Here is a 15,035-nt window from a genome sequence, read left to right on the forward strand (position 1 = left end):
ATTGCATGCACATATTTTGAACAGTTTGACCTATAAACTGCACACAATCTGGGGCTGCCTCTAAAGCACTCTTCCGCTAGGCTCCCCTCACCTCAAACCAGCCAAGAAACAGCTAAAGTCCTGATGAGCGCGCGAACCGCCTTCGACCTGATCTTCCGCAACGCCCGGACCCGGGCTTCGGCTACCCCGGTCGATATCGGCGTATCGGAGGGACGGATCGCCGCCATCGAGGCACATCTGGCCTGCGACGCACCCGAAATCGAGATCGGCGGCAAGCTCGCCCTCCCCGGCTTCGTCGATACCCACATCCATCTCGACAAGGCCTGCCTGCTCGGCCGCTGCGGGCACGACCACTCCACCGTGGGCGAGGCGATCGCCGCGGTTGCCGCCATGAAGCGCGATTTCACCGTCGAGGACGTCTATGCCCGCGGCGCGCGGGTGCTCGAACGCGCCATCGTGCACGGCACCACACGGATGCGCACGCATGTCGAGATCGATCCACGCATCGCGCTGCGCGGCTTCGAGGCGGTCAAGGCACTGAAGCGCGACTATGCCTGGGCGATCGATCTGTCGATCTGCGTGTTCCCGCAGGAAGGCCTGACCAACGATCCCGGCGCGGAAGAACTCCTGATCGCGGCACTGCGCGACGGCGGCGAAGCGATCGGCGGCTGTCCCTATATGGATACCGACCCGAACGCGCATCTCGAAAGAGTGTTCGACCTCGCGCAGGAATTCGACGTCGATGTCGACTTGCATCTCGACTTCGATCTCGATCCGTCCTGGTGGCATCTGGAGGAAGTCTGCCGGCAGACCGAGCGGCGCAACTATCATGGCCGTGTCGCAATCGGGCACGCCACCAAACTCTCGGCGTTGCCGCCCGACCGGCTGAAAGCCGCGACCGAACGGCTGGCGAAGGCCGGTGTCGCGGTCACCGTGCTGCCGGCAACCGATCTCTATCTGATGGGCCGCGACGCCACCCACAATGCGCCGCGCGGCCTCACCGTGGCGCACCGGCTGGTCGAGAACGGCGTGCTGTGTTCGGTCGCGACCAACAACGTGCTCAATCCGTTCACGCCGTTCGGCGATGCGTCGCTGCTGCGCATGGCCAATTTCTACGCCAATGTCGCCCACGCCGGAATCAGCGAGTTCGACGCCTGCCTCGATCTGGTGACGGACTTGCCGGCGCGCCTGATGAACCTGCGGGATTACGGCATCGCGCCAGGCAACCCTGCCGATCTGATTATCCTCGACACCGACACCGGCCCGAACGCGATCGCAGAACTGCCCGACGTGCTGGTGGGCTTCAAGAACGGGCGTCAGGTATTCGAGCGACGCCAACCGACGCTGTTTAGGCCGGCTTAGATTTTCCGTCATGGCCGGGCCGTACACTTGTTCCGGGCATGACGAGCAAGGCGCGATTGACGCTCCTGCCAATCCGTTGTTGTTATCGGTCAACGAAAACAACAGCCGGGCAGGAAATCATGACCAAATCATCCAAGATCAGAAGCGTTGAAACGCTCTCCTGCGACGCCGGCTGGCGCAACTATCACTTCGTCAAGATCATGACCGAAGACGGCATCGTCGGCTGGAGCGAGTATGACGAGGGTTTTGGCGCGCCCGGCGTCACGGCGGCGATCGAGCGGCTGTCGGCGCGGGTGGTCGGCAAGAACGCCTTTCAGCACGAGCGGATTTACGCGGAACTGTTTGCCGCAACGCGCCCCGCTGCCGGCGGCGTGGTGGCGCTGGCGCTCGGCGCCATCGAGAACGCGCTGCTCGACGTCAAGGCGAAGGCGCTCGGCGTGCCCTGCTATGAACTGCTGGGAGGAAAAATCCGCGACCGCGTCCGGGTCTACTGGTCGCATTGCGCGACCTGGCGCATCAATCATCCTGATTGGTTCAAGCCCGCGATTACTGATCTCGACGGCGTCAAGTCGATAGGCCGCGAAGTCCGCGAAAAGCGCTTCACTGCGCTAAAGACCAACATCTTCGTCTACACCGACGGCAAGCCGCAGGGCTGGCGGCCCGGCTTCGGCTCGCCATTCGAGCCGGAGATCAACGTCGATCGCACGGTGATCCGCAATCTCTGCATGCACCTCGAAGCTATCAGGGACGGCGCCGGGCCCGATGTCGATCTGCTGCTCGACCTCAACTTCAACGCCAAGACCGAGGGCTATCTGAAGATCCTGCGCGCGATCAAGGATATGGACATGTTCTGGGTCGAGATCGACACCTTCAATCCGCAGGCGCTGGGCTATATCCGCCGCCAGAGCCCGCATCCGATCTCATCCTGCGAGACGCTGCTGGGCCTGCGCGAATTCCTGCCCTACTTCAACGAACAGGCAATGGATGTCGCGATCATCGACACGCCGTGGAACGGGGTGTGGCAATCGATGAAGATCGCCGCCGCCGCCGAGCATTTCGAGGTCAACGTCGCGCCGCATAATTTCTACGGCCATCTCTGCACCATGATGAACGCGCATTTCTGCGCCGCGGTGCCGAATTTGCGGATCATGGAAACCGACATCGACCGGCTGGCGTGGGACCACGAACTGTTTACCCATCTGCCCGAGATCGTCGACGGCCACCTTGTCATTTCCGATCGGCCGGGCTGGGGCACCGAACCCAACGAGGAAGGCCTGCGCGCCCATCCGGCAAAGAGCAAGGGCGGGTTGTTGAATTACGGGCAGAAGAATTAGGTCGCAGACTCAATATGTGTCGTCCCGGCCTTGAGCCGGGACCCATACTCCGCGGCCCTCATTGTTGAAACAAGACAACTGACGCCTCCCGTAACAATTGACTTCACGGCGTATGGGTCCCGGCGTTCGCCGGGACGACGACCGAGAGACCGCCAACCTCAATTATCGCCCGGCCTGCTCACAAACGCGCTTTCGATCACGTCGCCGATCGGCTGCCAGGCGTTGCCGTCGAATTGCACCAGCCGCATCTGCTTGATGGGATGAAAATCCGCAGGTCCCGTGTTGATGGCAATGCCCGGCAGAATGATCGGGCTCTGATAGTTCTTCAGCGACGCGGCCTGCCGCATGATGTTCTCGCGTGACAGGTCGTCGCCGCACTGCGTCAATACCTGGACCAGGGTTTCGGCCGCGGCATAGCCGAAGATCGCGTAACTATCCTCCCTGTCACCATCGGGATAATACTTGTCCATGAATGACAGCCACGCCTTGATCGAAGGGTCTTCCTTCCAGGTGGTGTCGCCGGCGTCCTTGAGGAACGAGGTCGAGATCACGCCGGCGGCGTTCGCAAGCCCGGCAGGTCTCAGCGCATTCGCGATCGAAGCCGCCGCATTGACCAGCACCACCACCGGATACCAACCCAGTTCGGCCGCTCTTCGGATGGCCCGCGCCGAGATTGGCGGTGCGCAATTGAGCACGAGCACTTCGGCCCCGGAATTCTTGAGGATGTCGACCTGCGCATCGATCGACATATCTGCCTCGATGGCGATATCAGCCACGATCATGCGGGCAGTGACGCCGAGCCCTTCCTGCAATCCCCTGAACAGATCGCGTCCGAACTGATCGTTCTGCCAGAGCACCGCGATCTTGCGGCTCGGATAGGAAGCCTGGATATAGTTGGCGTAGATCCGTCCCTCGGCGCGAAACGTCGGCTGCCAGCCCATGGACCACGGAAATCGTTTGGGATGCGCCCACTCCTCGTCACCGGACGCGACAAAGAGTTGCGGCACTTTCTTCTCGTTGAGGTAGGTCCGCGTCGCCAGATTGCTCGGCGTGCCGAACGAGCCAAACATCAGCAGCACGTTCTCCTGCTCCACCAGTTGACTTGTGTGCTCCGCTGCCATCTTCGGATTGGAACTGTCGTCACGGGAGATGAATTTGATCTTGCGACCGTTGATGCCGCCGCGATCATTGATCATGTCGAAATAGGCGGCTTCAGCCCTGCCGATCGCCGCGAACGCGGCCAAGGGTCCGGTATACGGCATGACGTTGCCGATGCGGATTTCGGTATCGGTGACGCCGCCGCCATGGGCCTGTCGCGCCGATATCGGCATACCGGCGAACAGCGCGGCGGCTAGCAGGACCAGGATAGTTCCAGCTTCTTTTATTGTTTTCATGAACATGGCTTCACGCTAACTCAAGCTTGTGACGCCTAACCCAGCACTTGGGACAATACTGCCCAATCCGGCGCCGTTGAAATCAATTTTTGTGTTCAGCGCAGGGTTATGTCCAGCCACCCGAGCGCATTGACGCTGACGCGGTCGCCGCTATCGACCAGCACCGTGGTGGTTTCCGCCTCAATGATGGCAGGACCGGTCAGGGAATGCCCGGGCTGCAGCGCATCGAGCGCATAGACCGGCACCTCGCGCCAGCCGCCAAAGAACGCCTGACGTTTGCCGCGTGGCGCGCAAGCGCCGGCGGACGCCGCCGGGCGCGTGTTCTGATCGTTTGGCGCGACGGCGCCGACCGCCGCGACCCGCGCGTTGACGAACACGACCTCCTGCCCGGGCGAGGCATAGGTATAGAGTTCCTCGTGCTTGCGATGAAAGCGCTGCTCGATCCGATCGACGAGGTCGGCCGCATTCCAGTCGAGACCATCCAGCGAGACGTCGATTTCAAAGATCTGTTCGCCGTAGCGCATTTCAGCGGAGCGTTCGATCGACAGCGGACCGTTGAACCATGAGCGCAGCCGACCGGTAGCCGCCTGCTCCAGTTCGCCGAACAGCTCACGCACTTCGCCGGCGGAAATGCGCGCCGCCCTGCCATAATGCGTGCGGCTCATCTCATAGCGCAGATCGCTGGTCAGCATGCCCCATGCCGACAGCACGGAGGCCACCGTCGGCACGATGATGCGTTTGATCTCCAGTTCGCGCGCAACCTCGGCCGCATGCAAGCCCGCCGCGCCGCCGAAACTCAACAGCGCGAATTTCCGGGGATCGACTCCGCGGCGCAACGTCATCAGGCGGATGCCGTCCGCCATGTTCAAATTGATCATGCGGTAAATGCCGGCGGCGGCCTCGACGCGCGAGAGCTCCATGGATGCGGCGACGCGGTCGACCGCGGCTTCCGACGCCGCGCGATCGAGCGGGCGCTGGCCGCCCATGAAGGCGGCGGCATCGAGATAACCGAGCACGACATTGGCATCGGTGACGGTCGCGGCCTGCCCGCCATTGCCGTAACAGGCCGGACCCGGAATCGAGCCGGCACTTTCCGGACCGACCCGCAGCGTGCGGCTGCCATCGACGCTGGCGATCGAGCCGCCGCCGGCAGCGATGCTCGCAATATCAAGGCTGCGCAAGGCAATGCGCTGGCCCGCCAGCAGGCCATCGGCGGAGAGCGAGGCCTGTCCGTCCGAAATGAGAGAGATGTCCGTGCTGGTTCCGCCCATGTCGAACGGCACCAGATCGGGAATGCCGAGCAGCTCGGCGCAGCGCCGACCGCCCGACATGCCGCCCGCCGGCCCTGACAGCACCGTGCCCGCGGCGAGGCGCGAGGCTTCCTCGACCGGCGCCATGCCGCCATGCGACAGGATGACGAACAGGCTGCCCTTGAGGCCGGCCTCTTTCAGGCGCCGCTCGAGATTGGTGAGATAGCGCCGCACGATCGGTTCGACATAGGCGTTCACGATCGTGGTCGAGACGCGCTCGTACTCCTTGATCTGCGGCAGCACGTCGCTGGAACGCGACACGCTGACGTCAGGCAGTTCCCTGGCCAGCCGTTCGACTGCGGCAAGTTCATGCACCGGGTTGAGATAGGAATGCAGGAAGCAGATCGCGACCGAGGTCGCGCCGGATTTCCGGATGCCAGCGATGGCCTCGTCAAGCGAGCGCTCATCAAGCGCAGTCAAAACCTCGCCATTCGCCTTCAGCCGCTCGCGAACACCAAAACGCAGTTCGCGCGGCACCAAGGGCTCCGGCGGCGGCGAGCGCAGATCGTAGCGGTCGGGCTTGAGGCCTTCGCGCATTTCGATGACGTCGCGATGGCCCTCGGTGGTCAAGAGCGCGACCTTGGCGCCCTTGCGCTCCAGCAACGCGTTGGTCGCAACCGTCGTCCCGTGCACCAGCCGATCGGTAGCAGCTAGCATCTCCGCACGCGTCGTGTTCAATCGCCGCGCCAGTTCTTCGAGGCCGGTCATGACGCCGATCGATTGGTCGGCGGGTGTGGATGGCGATTTTGCGAATATGGTTCGCCCGGACGAATCCGTGGCCACCAGGTCGGTATAGGTTCCGCCGACGTCAACTCCGATTGTGTACATCGTCAGCCACGTCGCTCCACGGAAACACTGGTCAATCCCTGCTCGGCGTCGCGCCGCCGCGCTTCCGCTGAACGTTTCGACGGTGGCCCCCAGCCACCGCCGCCGGAGGAGCGTATCTCGAGGCAATCACCGGGATGGAGCTCGATGCCGACTTCCTTGGTGCGCAACACGCGCGGCTCGCGGCCTTCGGACAGCAGGCGGTAATGATGCGGCTCGCCGTCCTCGCCGCCGAGCATGCCGCAGGGACCATGGCGCGCGCCGTCGCCCGCGGTGTTGCCGCGTGACGGCTTTGCGGTCTCCAGCACCAGATCGAGGGCAACGCCGAGACCGCCGCGGAACTGTCCGTCGCCACCGGAGCCTTCGCGGAATTCATGCTGGCGGAAGTGCAACGGAAAGCGCGCCTCGGCGACCTCGATACTTCCGAACTTCAATCCACCGACGCTGTGCCATTCCCCGATCGACGAGTAACCGTCGCCGCCGGACGAAGCACCGCCGCCCGGTCGAGCCTGAAACAAATGCCAGATGAACTGCTTTCCGGTACGCGGATCCTCGCCCTGAATCGCGATCCGGAATCTGCGGCTCCATCCGGCCATCGCGCGCTCCGGACAGGAGGCGGACATGGCCTTCACAATCGCTTCGACGATCTCGTTGGAGGGATGGCTGGTGCACAAGGTCACCGGCCGGCCCGGATCGGCCCAGACAATCGTCCCTTGTTTGGCGATCACCTTCAGCGGCCGCAGCGCGCCGGTGTTCTTGGGAATTTCAGCGTCGATCAGATAGGCAAAGGCCATCGCGACCGCGGCCTGCATGTTGGCATGCGAGGAATTGACAAAACTGGTCGACTGCGGATCGGACTGCGTCAGATCGACCTCGACATCGCTGCCCTTCTTGGTGACCTTGGCCGCGATGCGGATATCCGTGCGGCCGTGGCCGTCATCGTCGAGAAACGCCTCGCCATGGAAGACGCCGTCCTTCCAGGTCGAGACCACGGCGCGGGTCTGCGCTTCGGTTGCGTCCAGAATTGCCTCGATCGCGGCTTCGACGACCGGCGCGCCGAATTCGCTGAACAGTTTTGCGACGCGACGTTCGCCGAGATGCGCCGCGCCCAGCATCGCGGCAAGGTCGCCGCGAAATTCGCGCGGGTTTCGCACGTTCAGAGCCAGCATCTCGAGCAGATCCTCGCGCGGCCGCCCCGCCTCGGAAAGTTTGATCGGCGGAATCCGCAAGCCCTCCTGCCAGATTTCCGTTGCCCCGGGATTGTAGGCGCCGTGGGTGGCGCCGCCGATATCGCTTTGGTGGGCGCGGACGATGGTCCAGAGCAACCGCTTGTCGCCGTCGAACACCGGCACGAAGACCGTGAGATCAGGCAGATGGCTGCCGCCATAATAGGGATCGTTGAGCAGGAAGACGTCGCCTGGCTTGACGTCCTTGAACCGCTCCTCCACCGCGATCGTCGCCCATGGCAACGCGCCGACATGCACCGGCAGATGATCGGCCTGGGCGATCAGGCGGGCGCGCGTATCGCAAATCCCTAACGAAAAGTCGCGGCTGGAATTGAGGATCTGCGAATAGGAGGTGCGAAGCATGGCTTCGCCCATCTCTTTTACGATCGAACTGAGCCGATGCTGGACGACGGACCGTGTGATGGGATCGATCTTGGCGGACATTCTTGCCTTGTTGTTCTTGAATCTAGAGCGAGGCCGACACTTCCGATATCGCGCCCGATACGGCATCGATGATCGCATGTATATCGGCATCCGTCATCGGGGTCGACAATGCCATCAATCCATTGCCCGCCGCCAGCACGCCACGATTGAGCAGCGCCTGGTTGAAAACCACCTGACGCCCGGCTTCCGCTTCGGTCGGATAGGCCGAGCGATAGTCGCGCACCGGACGATCGACGAGATGTATCTTCAGCAACGACCCGAGCCCGACGGTGCGGCCGGGAACATTGTGGCGGCGGAACGCCGCGTCGATCCCTGATCGAACCGCCTCCCCCATTGCATCGAGCCGCGCGAACGCCGCCTCGTCCAGCAGTTCCATCGCCGCGATACCGGCGCGCATCGTCACCGGATTGGCAGAGAATGTGCCGCCATGCGGCAGCGCAGGCTTGCCCGAACGGGGATCGAACACGGCCATGAACTCCTTGTGACCGCACACCGCGCCAACCGGAAACCCGCCGCCGATGATTTTTGCGAGCGTGGTCAGATCGGGGTCGATATTGAACAGACCCTGCGCGCCGCGATAGCCGAGCCTGAACGTGATGACTTCATCGAAAATCAGCAACGCACCGACCTCGCGCGTGACCTTGCGCAGCGCCTCCAGATAGGCCCGATCGGCCGGCGCCAGCCCGGCGCGATTGGGCATGGGATCGACAAGGACGCAGGCGAGTTCAGGTCCATGCTCGCGGATCAGGCTGACCGCGGCCTCGGTATCATTGAAGGGAATGGTCAGGACATCGGCCAGCACATTGTCGGGCGTGCCCTTGGCATAGGCGACGGACACCGGCGCGTTGCGGCCCCAGGCTTCCGGCGTCGGATCGAGGCTGACCTCGGCATAATCGTAGGAGCCATGATAGGCGCCCTCGCATTTTGCAATTTTGGGGCGGCCGGTATGGGCGCGGGCGGCCTTCAGCGCCATCATGACAGCCTCGGTGCCTGAATTGCAGAACCGCACCTGGTCGACCGACGGCAATCGCGCGGCGAGCAGTTCGGCAAGGTCGACCTCGGATTCGGTCGGCATCCCGAACGCCGATCCCAGCGCAAGTTGCGCGGTCGCGGCCTTGATCAACACAGGATGTGCATGGCCGTGAATCTGCGAGGTGAAATTGTTGATGCAATCGATAAACTCGTTGCCATCGAGGTCCCACACCCGACATCCCTCGCCGCGCGCGGCGTAGATCGGATACGGTTTCATGAAGACGGTGGTGCGCGTATTGCCACCGGGCAGGCTCGCCAGTGCGCGGTTGTACATTTTTTGCGACGAGGAATTTGGATCCGGATACATGCGATCTTCCACCAGCGCTAGAACTTCAGCCTGATCTTGTAGCCGCTTATGACGGAAACCGGAAACGGTCCGCTAGGTATACAGCAAAAACAGCATTGTCCCGATGATCAGCGCCGCGGCCATGAACAGCAGCACGGCAGGTAGTCCAAGGAGCGCCGCGACCACGCCGGTTGCCGATTGCATCAGCGCCGCTCCCAGGAAGAACGCCAGATTGATCGCTGACAGCGCCTTGCCGGTATTCTGCTGGTCCACGAGTTGCCGCGTCATGCCGAACACCAGCGGCTGGGCCGACATTGCAAAACCGATCAACACGAGCAGGACGGTGTCATACTGAGCCGGCATCGCCGCAACGCCGAACAGGACCGAGATCGGAAAATGAGATGCGCCCGCCGCCATCAAGGCGAGCAGCAGCGCAGCCAGGAAATGCGAGGCCGCCAGCACTTCGCGGCGATGGCCAAATCTTCGGTCGAAAATACCGATCAGAGCCGGCCCGATGATCAGCGCCATCGTGAACAGTCCAAGTGCGTTGCCGGCGCCGATCCGGCTGAGCCCCTTGATCTCCATCAGCCACGGCCCGCCCCACAATCCCCGCAACACCAGCACGGCCGCCAGCGAGACCAGCGCAATGGCAATCAGGCCGCGCAGCCGATACGACAGGCCGATGCGCAAGACACTGGCCATCTGCGAGAGCGGCGACGAGCGATCGGCATGCTCAGCCCGCTGGTTCGGCACCAGAGCGTAGACGGCCAGCGCTACCGCCACGCCGAAGGCGGCGGAAATCCAGAACCCTGCCCGCCATCCCCAGAGTTCGACGACAACAGCGAGCGGGCTCGACGACAGCAGCATGCCGATATTGCCGATCGACAGGATCAGTCCGGACCACAGGCCGAACCGCCCCGGGGACAATTGCTTTGCGGCCAGCGTCATCGGACACATCAGCATGCCCGAGTTCGCAACCCCGAGCAGGAATTGTCCGAACAGAAAACTCTCCGGCCCCGTTGCCAGGCCCGATGCCAGCGCGCCAACGATGGTACCAATCAAGAGACTGAGGGAAACCGGCCGGACGCCAAAACGGTCCATCGCGGCGCCGGCCGGAATCTGCGATGCGGCGAACGCGAAATGATAGATCGAGGTCAGGCTCGCCAGCACCTGCGGCGACGTTTTGAAATCCGCGGCCATCACGTCGAGGCTGACGGCCGGGATCGTGCGCAGCAGGGTCGACAGCATGTGACCGCAGGCCAGCGCCAGAAGCGCAAAAATCAATGCGCGGATGTTGACATCCGCGTCGTCGGCCTTGCCGCCGTCCATGTTCCGTTTCTTCCCGGCCTTGTTGCAGCCGGGCGTAACACCGATACGCCGGGAATACCAATCGGTATTCCCGGCGGGCGATCAGTGCTTGTGGAACACCAGCGTCCGCAACTCGATGCTTTCGCGCGGCGCGGCGTCTTTCGGCGTCGTTGGATCGATGAAGGCGGTGTGCGGCCCGAATCGCGTGCGGCCGTCGGTGGCGGAATCGTAGCACTTGAGCAGCAGCGCCTCGTCCGCGGTCATCTCCGGAATGTAGTACCAGCGATGGTCGGGGTTGTACTTCACGGAATAGGTTTCGCCCTGCCGGTTCGGATAGATCAGGTCGGAGGCGACGAGATCGCCGGGCGCGACGGTCTGGCCATCCAGCATCGCGAGCGGCGCATCGCGCAGCGGTCCGCGGATCGGCCGCCACAGATTGATCACCTGGACCCGGCCCCTCAGGAGTTCGTCCGCCTCGTCAGGCAGATGCTCACGAACGCGATTGGCGCCTGATAGATCGGTCTGGTCGACATGGACCCGCGTGGCCGGCTGGCGCGGGCCCGCTCCCCGCACATCGGCCGCGCCCTCCACGCGCTTGCGAACGGTATGGTCGAATATCACGACGCGATCGGCTTTCAGCGTTGCGCGGAGAAAAGCCTCAGCGGCGGGATAGTAGACGTTCCGCACCTCCTTCTCGTCGTAGAAATTCCGGACGCTGGTCGGGTGCCGGACCAGGGCAAAACCCTCGCGGTCCAGCGAAAGACTGCCGGCGATCAGGCGGGCGTCGAAGATCGGAACTTGATGGGGTTCGGGCAGCGCCGTCGATCTGGGCTCGCCCGGCGGCGGATCGAAGGCGTAGGTGCGCGGCTTTCCGGGGGTGGGCGCGAGGTAGTTGAGCTCGCTGGTGACGAAGGGAAGCGACTCGAGTTTTGCTTGCTGCAGGCCCATGGCATTCTCCTGGACTCTATTGTTGGTTCGATTTGATTTTGGCTCGCCGGGCCTCCCCCGCAAGGCCGCGCTGCAAATAGCAAGATTGCCGTTCCCGCAGGTGCGAAGCGCGAAAGATCCTTGTCGCGCGCACCGGCTCTCCCGGATGGATATTTCTGCGCTTCACGGGTTCGTCAGACCGCAAAACGCAAGCCTCGCCATGCCCGGGGAGAACTACCCTCCCGGCCCGTATGGCGTTACAGCACTGAGCGGTGGCAAAGACGCCGCATCCAGGGAGGAAAAAAATGGACGTCACCATGAAGGGCCGCGTTGCCGCCGTCACCGGCGGCAGCAAGGGTATCGGGCTCGCCGTCGCGCGGCGCTTTGCCGAGTCCGGCGCCAAGGTCGCGATCCTGGCGCGCGGCGCACAGGACTTGAAGGCCGCGCGCGAGGCACTCGCCAAGGAAGGCGTCGAGGTTCGCGACTATGTCTGCGACGTCTCGAAGGCGGCGGATATTGCCAAGGCCCATGACAGGATCGCCGCCGATCTCGGCCCGGTCGACGTCCTCGTCAACAATGCCGGCACCTCGCGCGCGATGGCGTTCGAGACCGTGACCGACGAAATGTGGCAGGACGACCTCGACCTGAAACTGTTCGCCGCGATCCGTTTCAGCCGGTTGGTCTGGCCGGGCATGAAGGCGCGCAAATGGGGCCGCATCATCAACGTGCTGAACATCGGAGCCAAGGCGCCGGCTGCCGCGTCAACCCCGACCTCGGTCTCCCGGGCGGCCGGCATGGCGCTGACCAAGGCCATGGCGAACGAAGGCGGCCCGCACAACGTTCTGGTCAATGCGATGCTGGTCGGGCTGATCGTGAGCGATCAATGGGTCAAGCGGCACGCCCAGAAGGCGCCAGATACCGATTTTGACGCTTTCACCCGCGACCTCGCCAAGGGCGTCCCGCTCGGGCGGATGGGCACGGCGGAGGAATTCGCCAACCTCGCCTGCTTCCTCGCCTCGGAGCAGGGATCATACATCACCGGCACGGCCATCAATGTCGATGGCGGCCGGTCGCCGGTGGTCTAGCGGCACCCCGGCTCTGATAGGTTCAGAACCGGAATCCCGGTTTTATTTTGACGCGTTTTCTTTGCGCGAACCGGTGACCACTTCGCTCGAAAACGCTATGGCCCGAGCAAAAAAGGCCTCCGTCGCCGGAGGCCTTTTCGCTATCACACCGCGTCTTTGGCGGCCTTGACCGGGCGGGCGCGGACGATCTTGCGCGCCGGCTTGGCCTTGAACATCATTTCTTCGCCCGTGAAGGGGTTGGTGCCCTTGCGAGCCTTGGTCGCGGGCTTCTTGACCACGACGAACTTGGCGAAGCCGGGGACGAGGAACACCCCGTTCTTCTTCAGCTCCTTGTGACCGACGTCAACGAGCGCGTCCATCACGCCCTTGACTTCCTTCTTCGAAACTTCGGTGGACGTCGCGATCTTCTCGATCAGCTGCGACTTAGACATTTGGGTAGCCATGGTTGCTCCATTTGATTCTGGAAGAGGCACGATATGGCGGAAATTGCCTAAAAAAACAGGCTTTTCGACATTCTGCACAACTATATCGCTATTTGACTTGCACTGATTCGCGGGAAATAGGCTAGTTTTTAAGGCTTTGGCGGTGCATTAAACCGGTTGAATGCGGCGAAATGCCTTGTCAGACAGCCTTTTTCGACGATCTCCGGCCACTCCCCGCGCCTGATCGCCGTCATGGCGAGCGCTGGTTCTGGTGCCGAATAAAACGGCGGCGATCGCAACGCTGATGCGCACGTCCGGATTTCCGGAAGGATTTTCCGAACCGGGCGGCGATTAGAAAATGACTCCAGTTCCCCTTCCATCGTAGCATCGAGGAGAGCCCGCCGCCGGCTGAACGGCGCACCGCCTGATGTACCTTTCGGAGAGTTTCGCATGGATTTGACCCGCCTCGAGATCAATCGCCGCACCGCGCTGCTGACATCAGCCGCGATTGCCGCCAATGTCATCAATCCGATGCGGGCCTTCGCGCAGGAAACGCCGAAGAAGGGCGGCGTGTTCAACGTTCATTACGGCGCCGAGCAGCGCCAGCTCAATCCGAGCATTCAGGCGTCCACCGGCGTCTACATCATCAGCGGCAAGATTCAGGAAAATCTGGTTGACCTCGACACCAACGGCAAACCCGTCGGCGTACTCGCCGAGAGCTGGGAAGCCTCGCCCGACGGCAAGACCGTCACCTTCAAGCTGCGCAAGGGCGTCACCTGGCACGACGGCAAGCCGTTCACTTCGGCCGACGTCGAATTCACCGCCATGAACATGTGGAAGAAGATCCTCAATTACGGCTCGACGCTGCAGCTGTTCCTCACCGCCGTCGACACGCCCGATCCGCAGACCGCAATCTTCCGCTATGAGCGGCCGATGCCGCTCAATTTGCTGCTGCGCGCGCTGCCCGACCTCGGCTACATCTCGGCCAAGCATCTCTACGAGAGCGGCGACATCCGCCCGAACCCGACCAATCTCGCGCCTGTCGGCACCGGCCCGTTCAAGTTCGTCAAGTACGAGCGCGGGCAATATGTCATCGCCGACCGCAACCCGGACTACTGGCGCCCCAACGCGCCCTATCTCGATCGCATCGTCTGGCGCGTGATCACCGATCGCGCCGCGGCGGCGGCGCAGATGGAAGCCGGCGAACTGCATTACAGCCCGTTCTCGGGCCTCACGATCTCGGACATGGCGCGGCTCGCCAAGGACAAGCGCTTCGTCGTTTCGACCAAGGGCAATGAAGGTAACGCCCGCACCAACACGCTCGAGTTCAACTTCCGCCGTAAGGAACTGTCCGACATCAAGGTCCGCCGCGCGATCGCGCACGCGATCAACGTGCCGTTCTTCATCGACAACTTCCTCGGCGACTTCGCCAAGCTCGGCACCGGCCCGATCCCCTCGACGTCGACGGATTTCTATCCCGGACCGAACACGCCGCAATATCCCTACGACAAGCCCAAGGCCGCGGCACTGCTCGACGAGGCCGGCTTCAAGGCAGGCGCTGGCGGCACGCGGTTTTCGCTAAAACTGCTGCCGGCGCCGTGGGGCGAGGACATCTCGCTGTGGTCAACCTTTATCCAGCAATCCCTGGGCGAGATCGGCATACCCGTCGAGATCGTGCGCAACGATGGCGGCGGCTTCCTCAAGCAGGTCTATGACGAGCACGCCTTCGATCTCGCGACCGGCTGGCATCAGTACCGCAACGACCCTGCGGTCTCGACCACGGTCTGGTATCGCTCCGGCCAGCCCAAGGGCGCGCCCTGGACCAACCAGTGGAACTGGACGGACGCAACCGTCGACAAGACCATCGACGATGCGGCCACGGAAGTCGATCCCGCCAAGCGCAAGGCGCTCTACGCCCAGTTCGTCAAGGAAGTGAATACCGAGCTGCCGGTCTGGATGCCGATCGAGCAGATTTTCGTCACCGTGATCTCGGCCAAGGCGCGCAACCACTCCAACACCCCGCGCTGGGGCTCGTCGAGCTGGCACGATCTTTGGCTTTCCTCCTGACATCTTATCGGCA

11 protein-coding genes are annotated in these 15,035 nt (G+C 63.0%); 4 read left to right on the top strand and 7 right to left on the bottom strand.

Features of this window, described 5'->3' with window-relative positions; genetic code table 11:
* Positions 1 to 123 precede the first annotated feature (123 nt).
* Together JQ597_RS15520 and JQ597_RS15525 are read left to right on the top strand one after the other, a co-directional pair.
* Positions 124 to 1,362 carry an amidohydrolase family protein gene (locus JQ597_RS15520; protein WP_212265129.1) on the top strand — a complete coding sequence of 413 codons (1,239 nt, stop codon included), beginning with the start codon at positions 124 to 126 and terminating at the stop codon, positions 1,360 to 1,362.
* A 119-nt stretch (positions 1,363 to 1,481) separates the two neighbouring features.
* The gene (locus JQ597_RS15525; RefSeq protein ID WP_212265130.1) at positions 1,482 to 2,696 is read left to right on the top strand and encodes a mandelate racemase/muconate lactonizing enzyme family protein; all 1,215 of its coding nucleotides are present in this window, start codon (positions 1,482 to 1,484) and stop codon (positions 2,694 to 2,696) included.
* 158 nt (positions 2,697 to 2,854) lie between these two features.
* On the opposite strand, the gene JQ597_RS15530 is transcribed toward JQ597_RS15525, so the two are convergent.
* The 6 genes from JQ597_RS15530 to JQ597_RS15555 form a co-directional block, all read right to left on the bottom strand.
* Positions 2,855 to 4,090 (bottom strand): ABC transporter substrate-binding protein, encoded by a 1,236-nt coding sequence (locus JQ597_RS15530; RefSeq protein WP_212265131.1) that lies wholly within the window; start codon positions 4,088 to 4,090, stop codon positions 2,855 to 2,857.
* Positions 4,091 to 4,185: 95 nt separating this feature from the next.
* Positions 4,186 to 6,228 (bottom strand): hydantoinase/oxoprolinase family protein, encoded by a 2,043-nt coding sequence (locus tag JQ597_RS15535; RefSeq protein ID WP_212265132.1) that lies wholly within the window; start codon positions 6,226 to 6,228, stop codon positions 4,186 to 4,188.
* A gap of 2 nt (positions 6,229 to 6,230) precedes the next feature.
* Positions 6,231 to 7,895: a hydantoinase B/oxoprolinase family protein gene (locus JQ597_RS15540; RefSeq protein WP_212265133.1), complete on the bottom strand. Its 1,665-nt coding sequence runs from the start codon at positions 7,893 to 7,895 to the stop codon at positions 6,231 to 6,233.
* A 22-nt stretch (positions 7,896 to 7,917) separates the two neighbouring features.
* Positions 7,918 to 9,234, bottom strand: coding sequence for an aspartate aminotransferase family protein (locus JQ597_RS15545; RefSeq protein WP_212265134.1), 1,317 nt, complete (start codon positions 9,232 to 9,234; stop codon positions 7,918 to 7,920).
* Positions 9,235 to 9,306: 72 nt separating this feature from the next.
* Positions 9,307 to 10,542 (bottom strand): MFS transporter, encoded by a 1,236-nt coding sequence (locus tag JQ597_RS15550; protein WP_212265135.1) that lies wholly within the window; start codon positions 10,540 to 10,542, stop codon positions 9,307 to 9,309.
* Between the two features lie 81 nt (positions 10,543 to 10,623).
* Positions 10,624 to 11,469, bottom strand: coding sequence for a CmcJ/NvfI family oxidoreductase (locus tag JQ597_RS15555; protein ID WP_212265136.1), 846 nt, complete (start codon positions 11,467 to 11,469; stop codon positions 10,624 to 10,626).
* A gap of 284 nt (positions 11,470 to 11,753) precedes the next feature.
* Here JQ597_RS15555 and JQ597_RS15560 point away from each other — a divergent pair, with 284 nt between their 5' ends.
* Complete coding sequence (locus tag JQ597_RS15560; protein ID WP_212265137.1) at positions 11,754 to 12,533, top strand: SDR family oxidoreductase; 780 nt, start codon at positions 11,754 to 11,756, stop codon at positions 12,531 to 12,533.
* A gap of 143 nt (positions 12,534 to 12,676) precedes the next feature.
* On the opposite strand, the gene JQ597_RS15565 is transcribed toward JQ597_RS15560, so the two are convergent.
* Positions 12,677 to 12,976 (bottom strand): HU family DNA-binding protein, encoded by a 300-nt coding sequence (locus tag JQ597_RS15565; RefSeq protein WP_192734913.1) that lies wholly within the window; start codon positions 12,974 to 12,976, stop codon positions 12,677 to 12,679.
* A 429-nt stretch (positions 12,977 to 13,405) separates the two neighbouring features.
* On the opposite strand from JQ597_RS15565, the gene JQ597_RS15570 reads away from it, so the two are divergent.
* Entirely contained in the window at positions 13,406 to 15,022 is a 1,617-nt protein-coding gene (locus JQ597_RS15570) for an ABC transporter substrate-binding protein (protein ID WP_212265138.1), read from the top strand.
* Positions 15,023 to 15,035: the final 13 nt, after the last annotated feature.

Source organism: Bradyrhizobium sp. AUGA SZCCT0177, assembly GCF_018130125.1.
Taxonomy (GTDB): Bacteria; Pseudomonadota; Alphaproteobacteria; order Rhizobiales; family Xanthobacteraceae; genus Bradyrhizobium.

Bases quoted from the DNA above. Each gene is read 5' to 3' on its own strand.
- JQ597_RS15520 (WP_212265129.1), top strand. From the start codon at position 124: ATGAGCGCGCGAACCGCCTTCGACCTGATCTTCCGCAACGCCCGGACC.
- JQ597_RS15525 (WP_212265130.1), top strand. From the start codon at position 1,482: ATGACCAAATCATCCAAGATCAGAAGCGTTGAAACGCTCTCCTGCGAC.
- JQ597_RS15530 (WP_212265131.1), bottom strand. From the start codon at position 4,090: ATGAAAACAATAAAAGAAGCTGGAACTATCCTGGTCCTGCTAGCCGCC.
- JQ597_RS15535 (WP_212265132.1), bottom strand. From the start codon at position 6,228: ATGTACACAATCGGAGTTGACGTCGGCGGAACCTATACCGACCTGGTG.
- JQ597_RS15540 (WP_212265133.1), bottom strand. From the start codon at position 7,895: ATGTCCGCCAAGATCGATCCCATCACACGGTCCGTCGTCCAGCATCGG.
- JQ597_RS15545 (WP_212265134.1), bottom strand. From the start codon at position 9,234: ATGTATCCGGATCCAAATTCCTCGTCGCAAAAAATGTACAACCGCGCA.
- JQ597_RS15550 (WP_212265135.1), bottom strand. From the start codon at position 10,542: ATGGACGGCGGCAAGGCCGACGACGCGGATGTCAACATCCGCGCATTG.
- JQ597_RS15555 (WP_212265136.1), bottom strand. From the start codon at position 11,469: ATGGGCCTGCAGCAAGCAAAACTCGAGTCGCTTCCCTTCGTCACCAGC.
- JQ597_RS15560 (WP_212265137.1), top strand. From the start codon at position 11,754: ATGGACGTCACCATGAAGGGCCGCGTTGCCGCCGTCACCGGCGGCAGC.
- JQ597_RS15565 (WP_192734913.1), bottom strand. From the start codon at position 12,976: ATGGCTACCCAAATGTCTAAGTCGCAGCTGATCGAGAAGATCGCGACG.
- JQ597_RS15570 (WP_212265138.1), top strand. From the start codon at position 13,406: ATGGATTTGACCCGCCTCGAGATCAATCGCCGCACCGCGCTGCTGACA.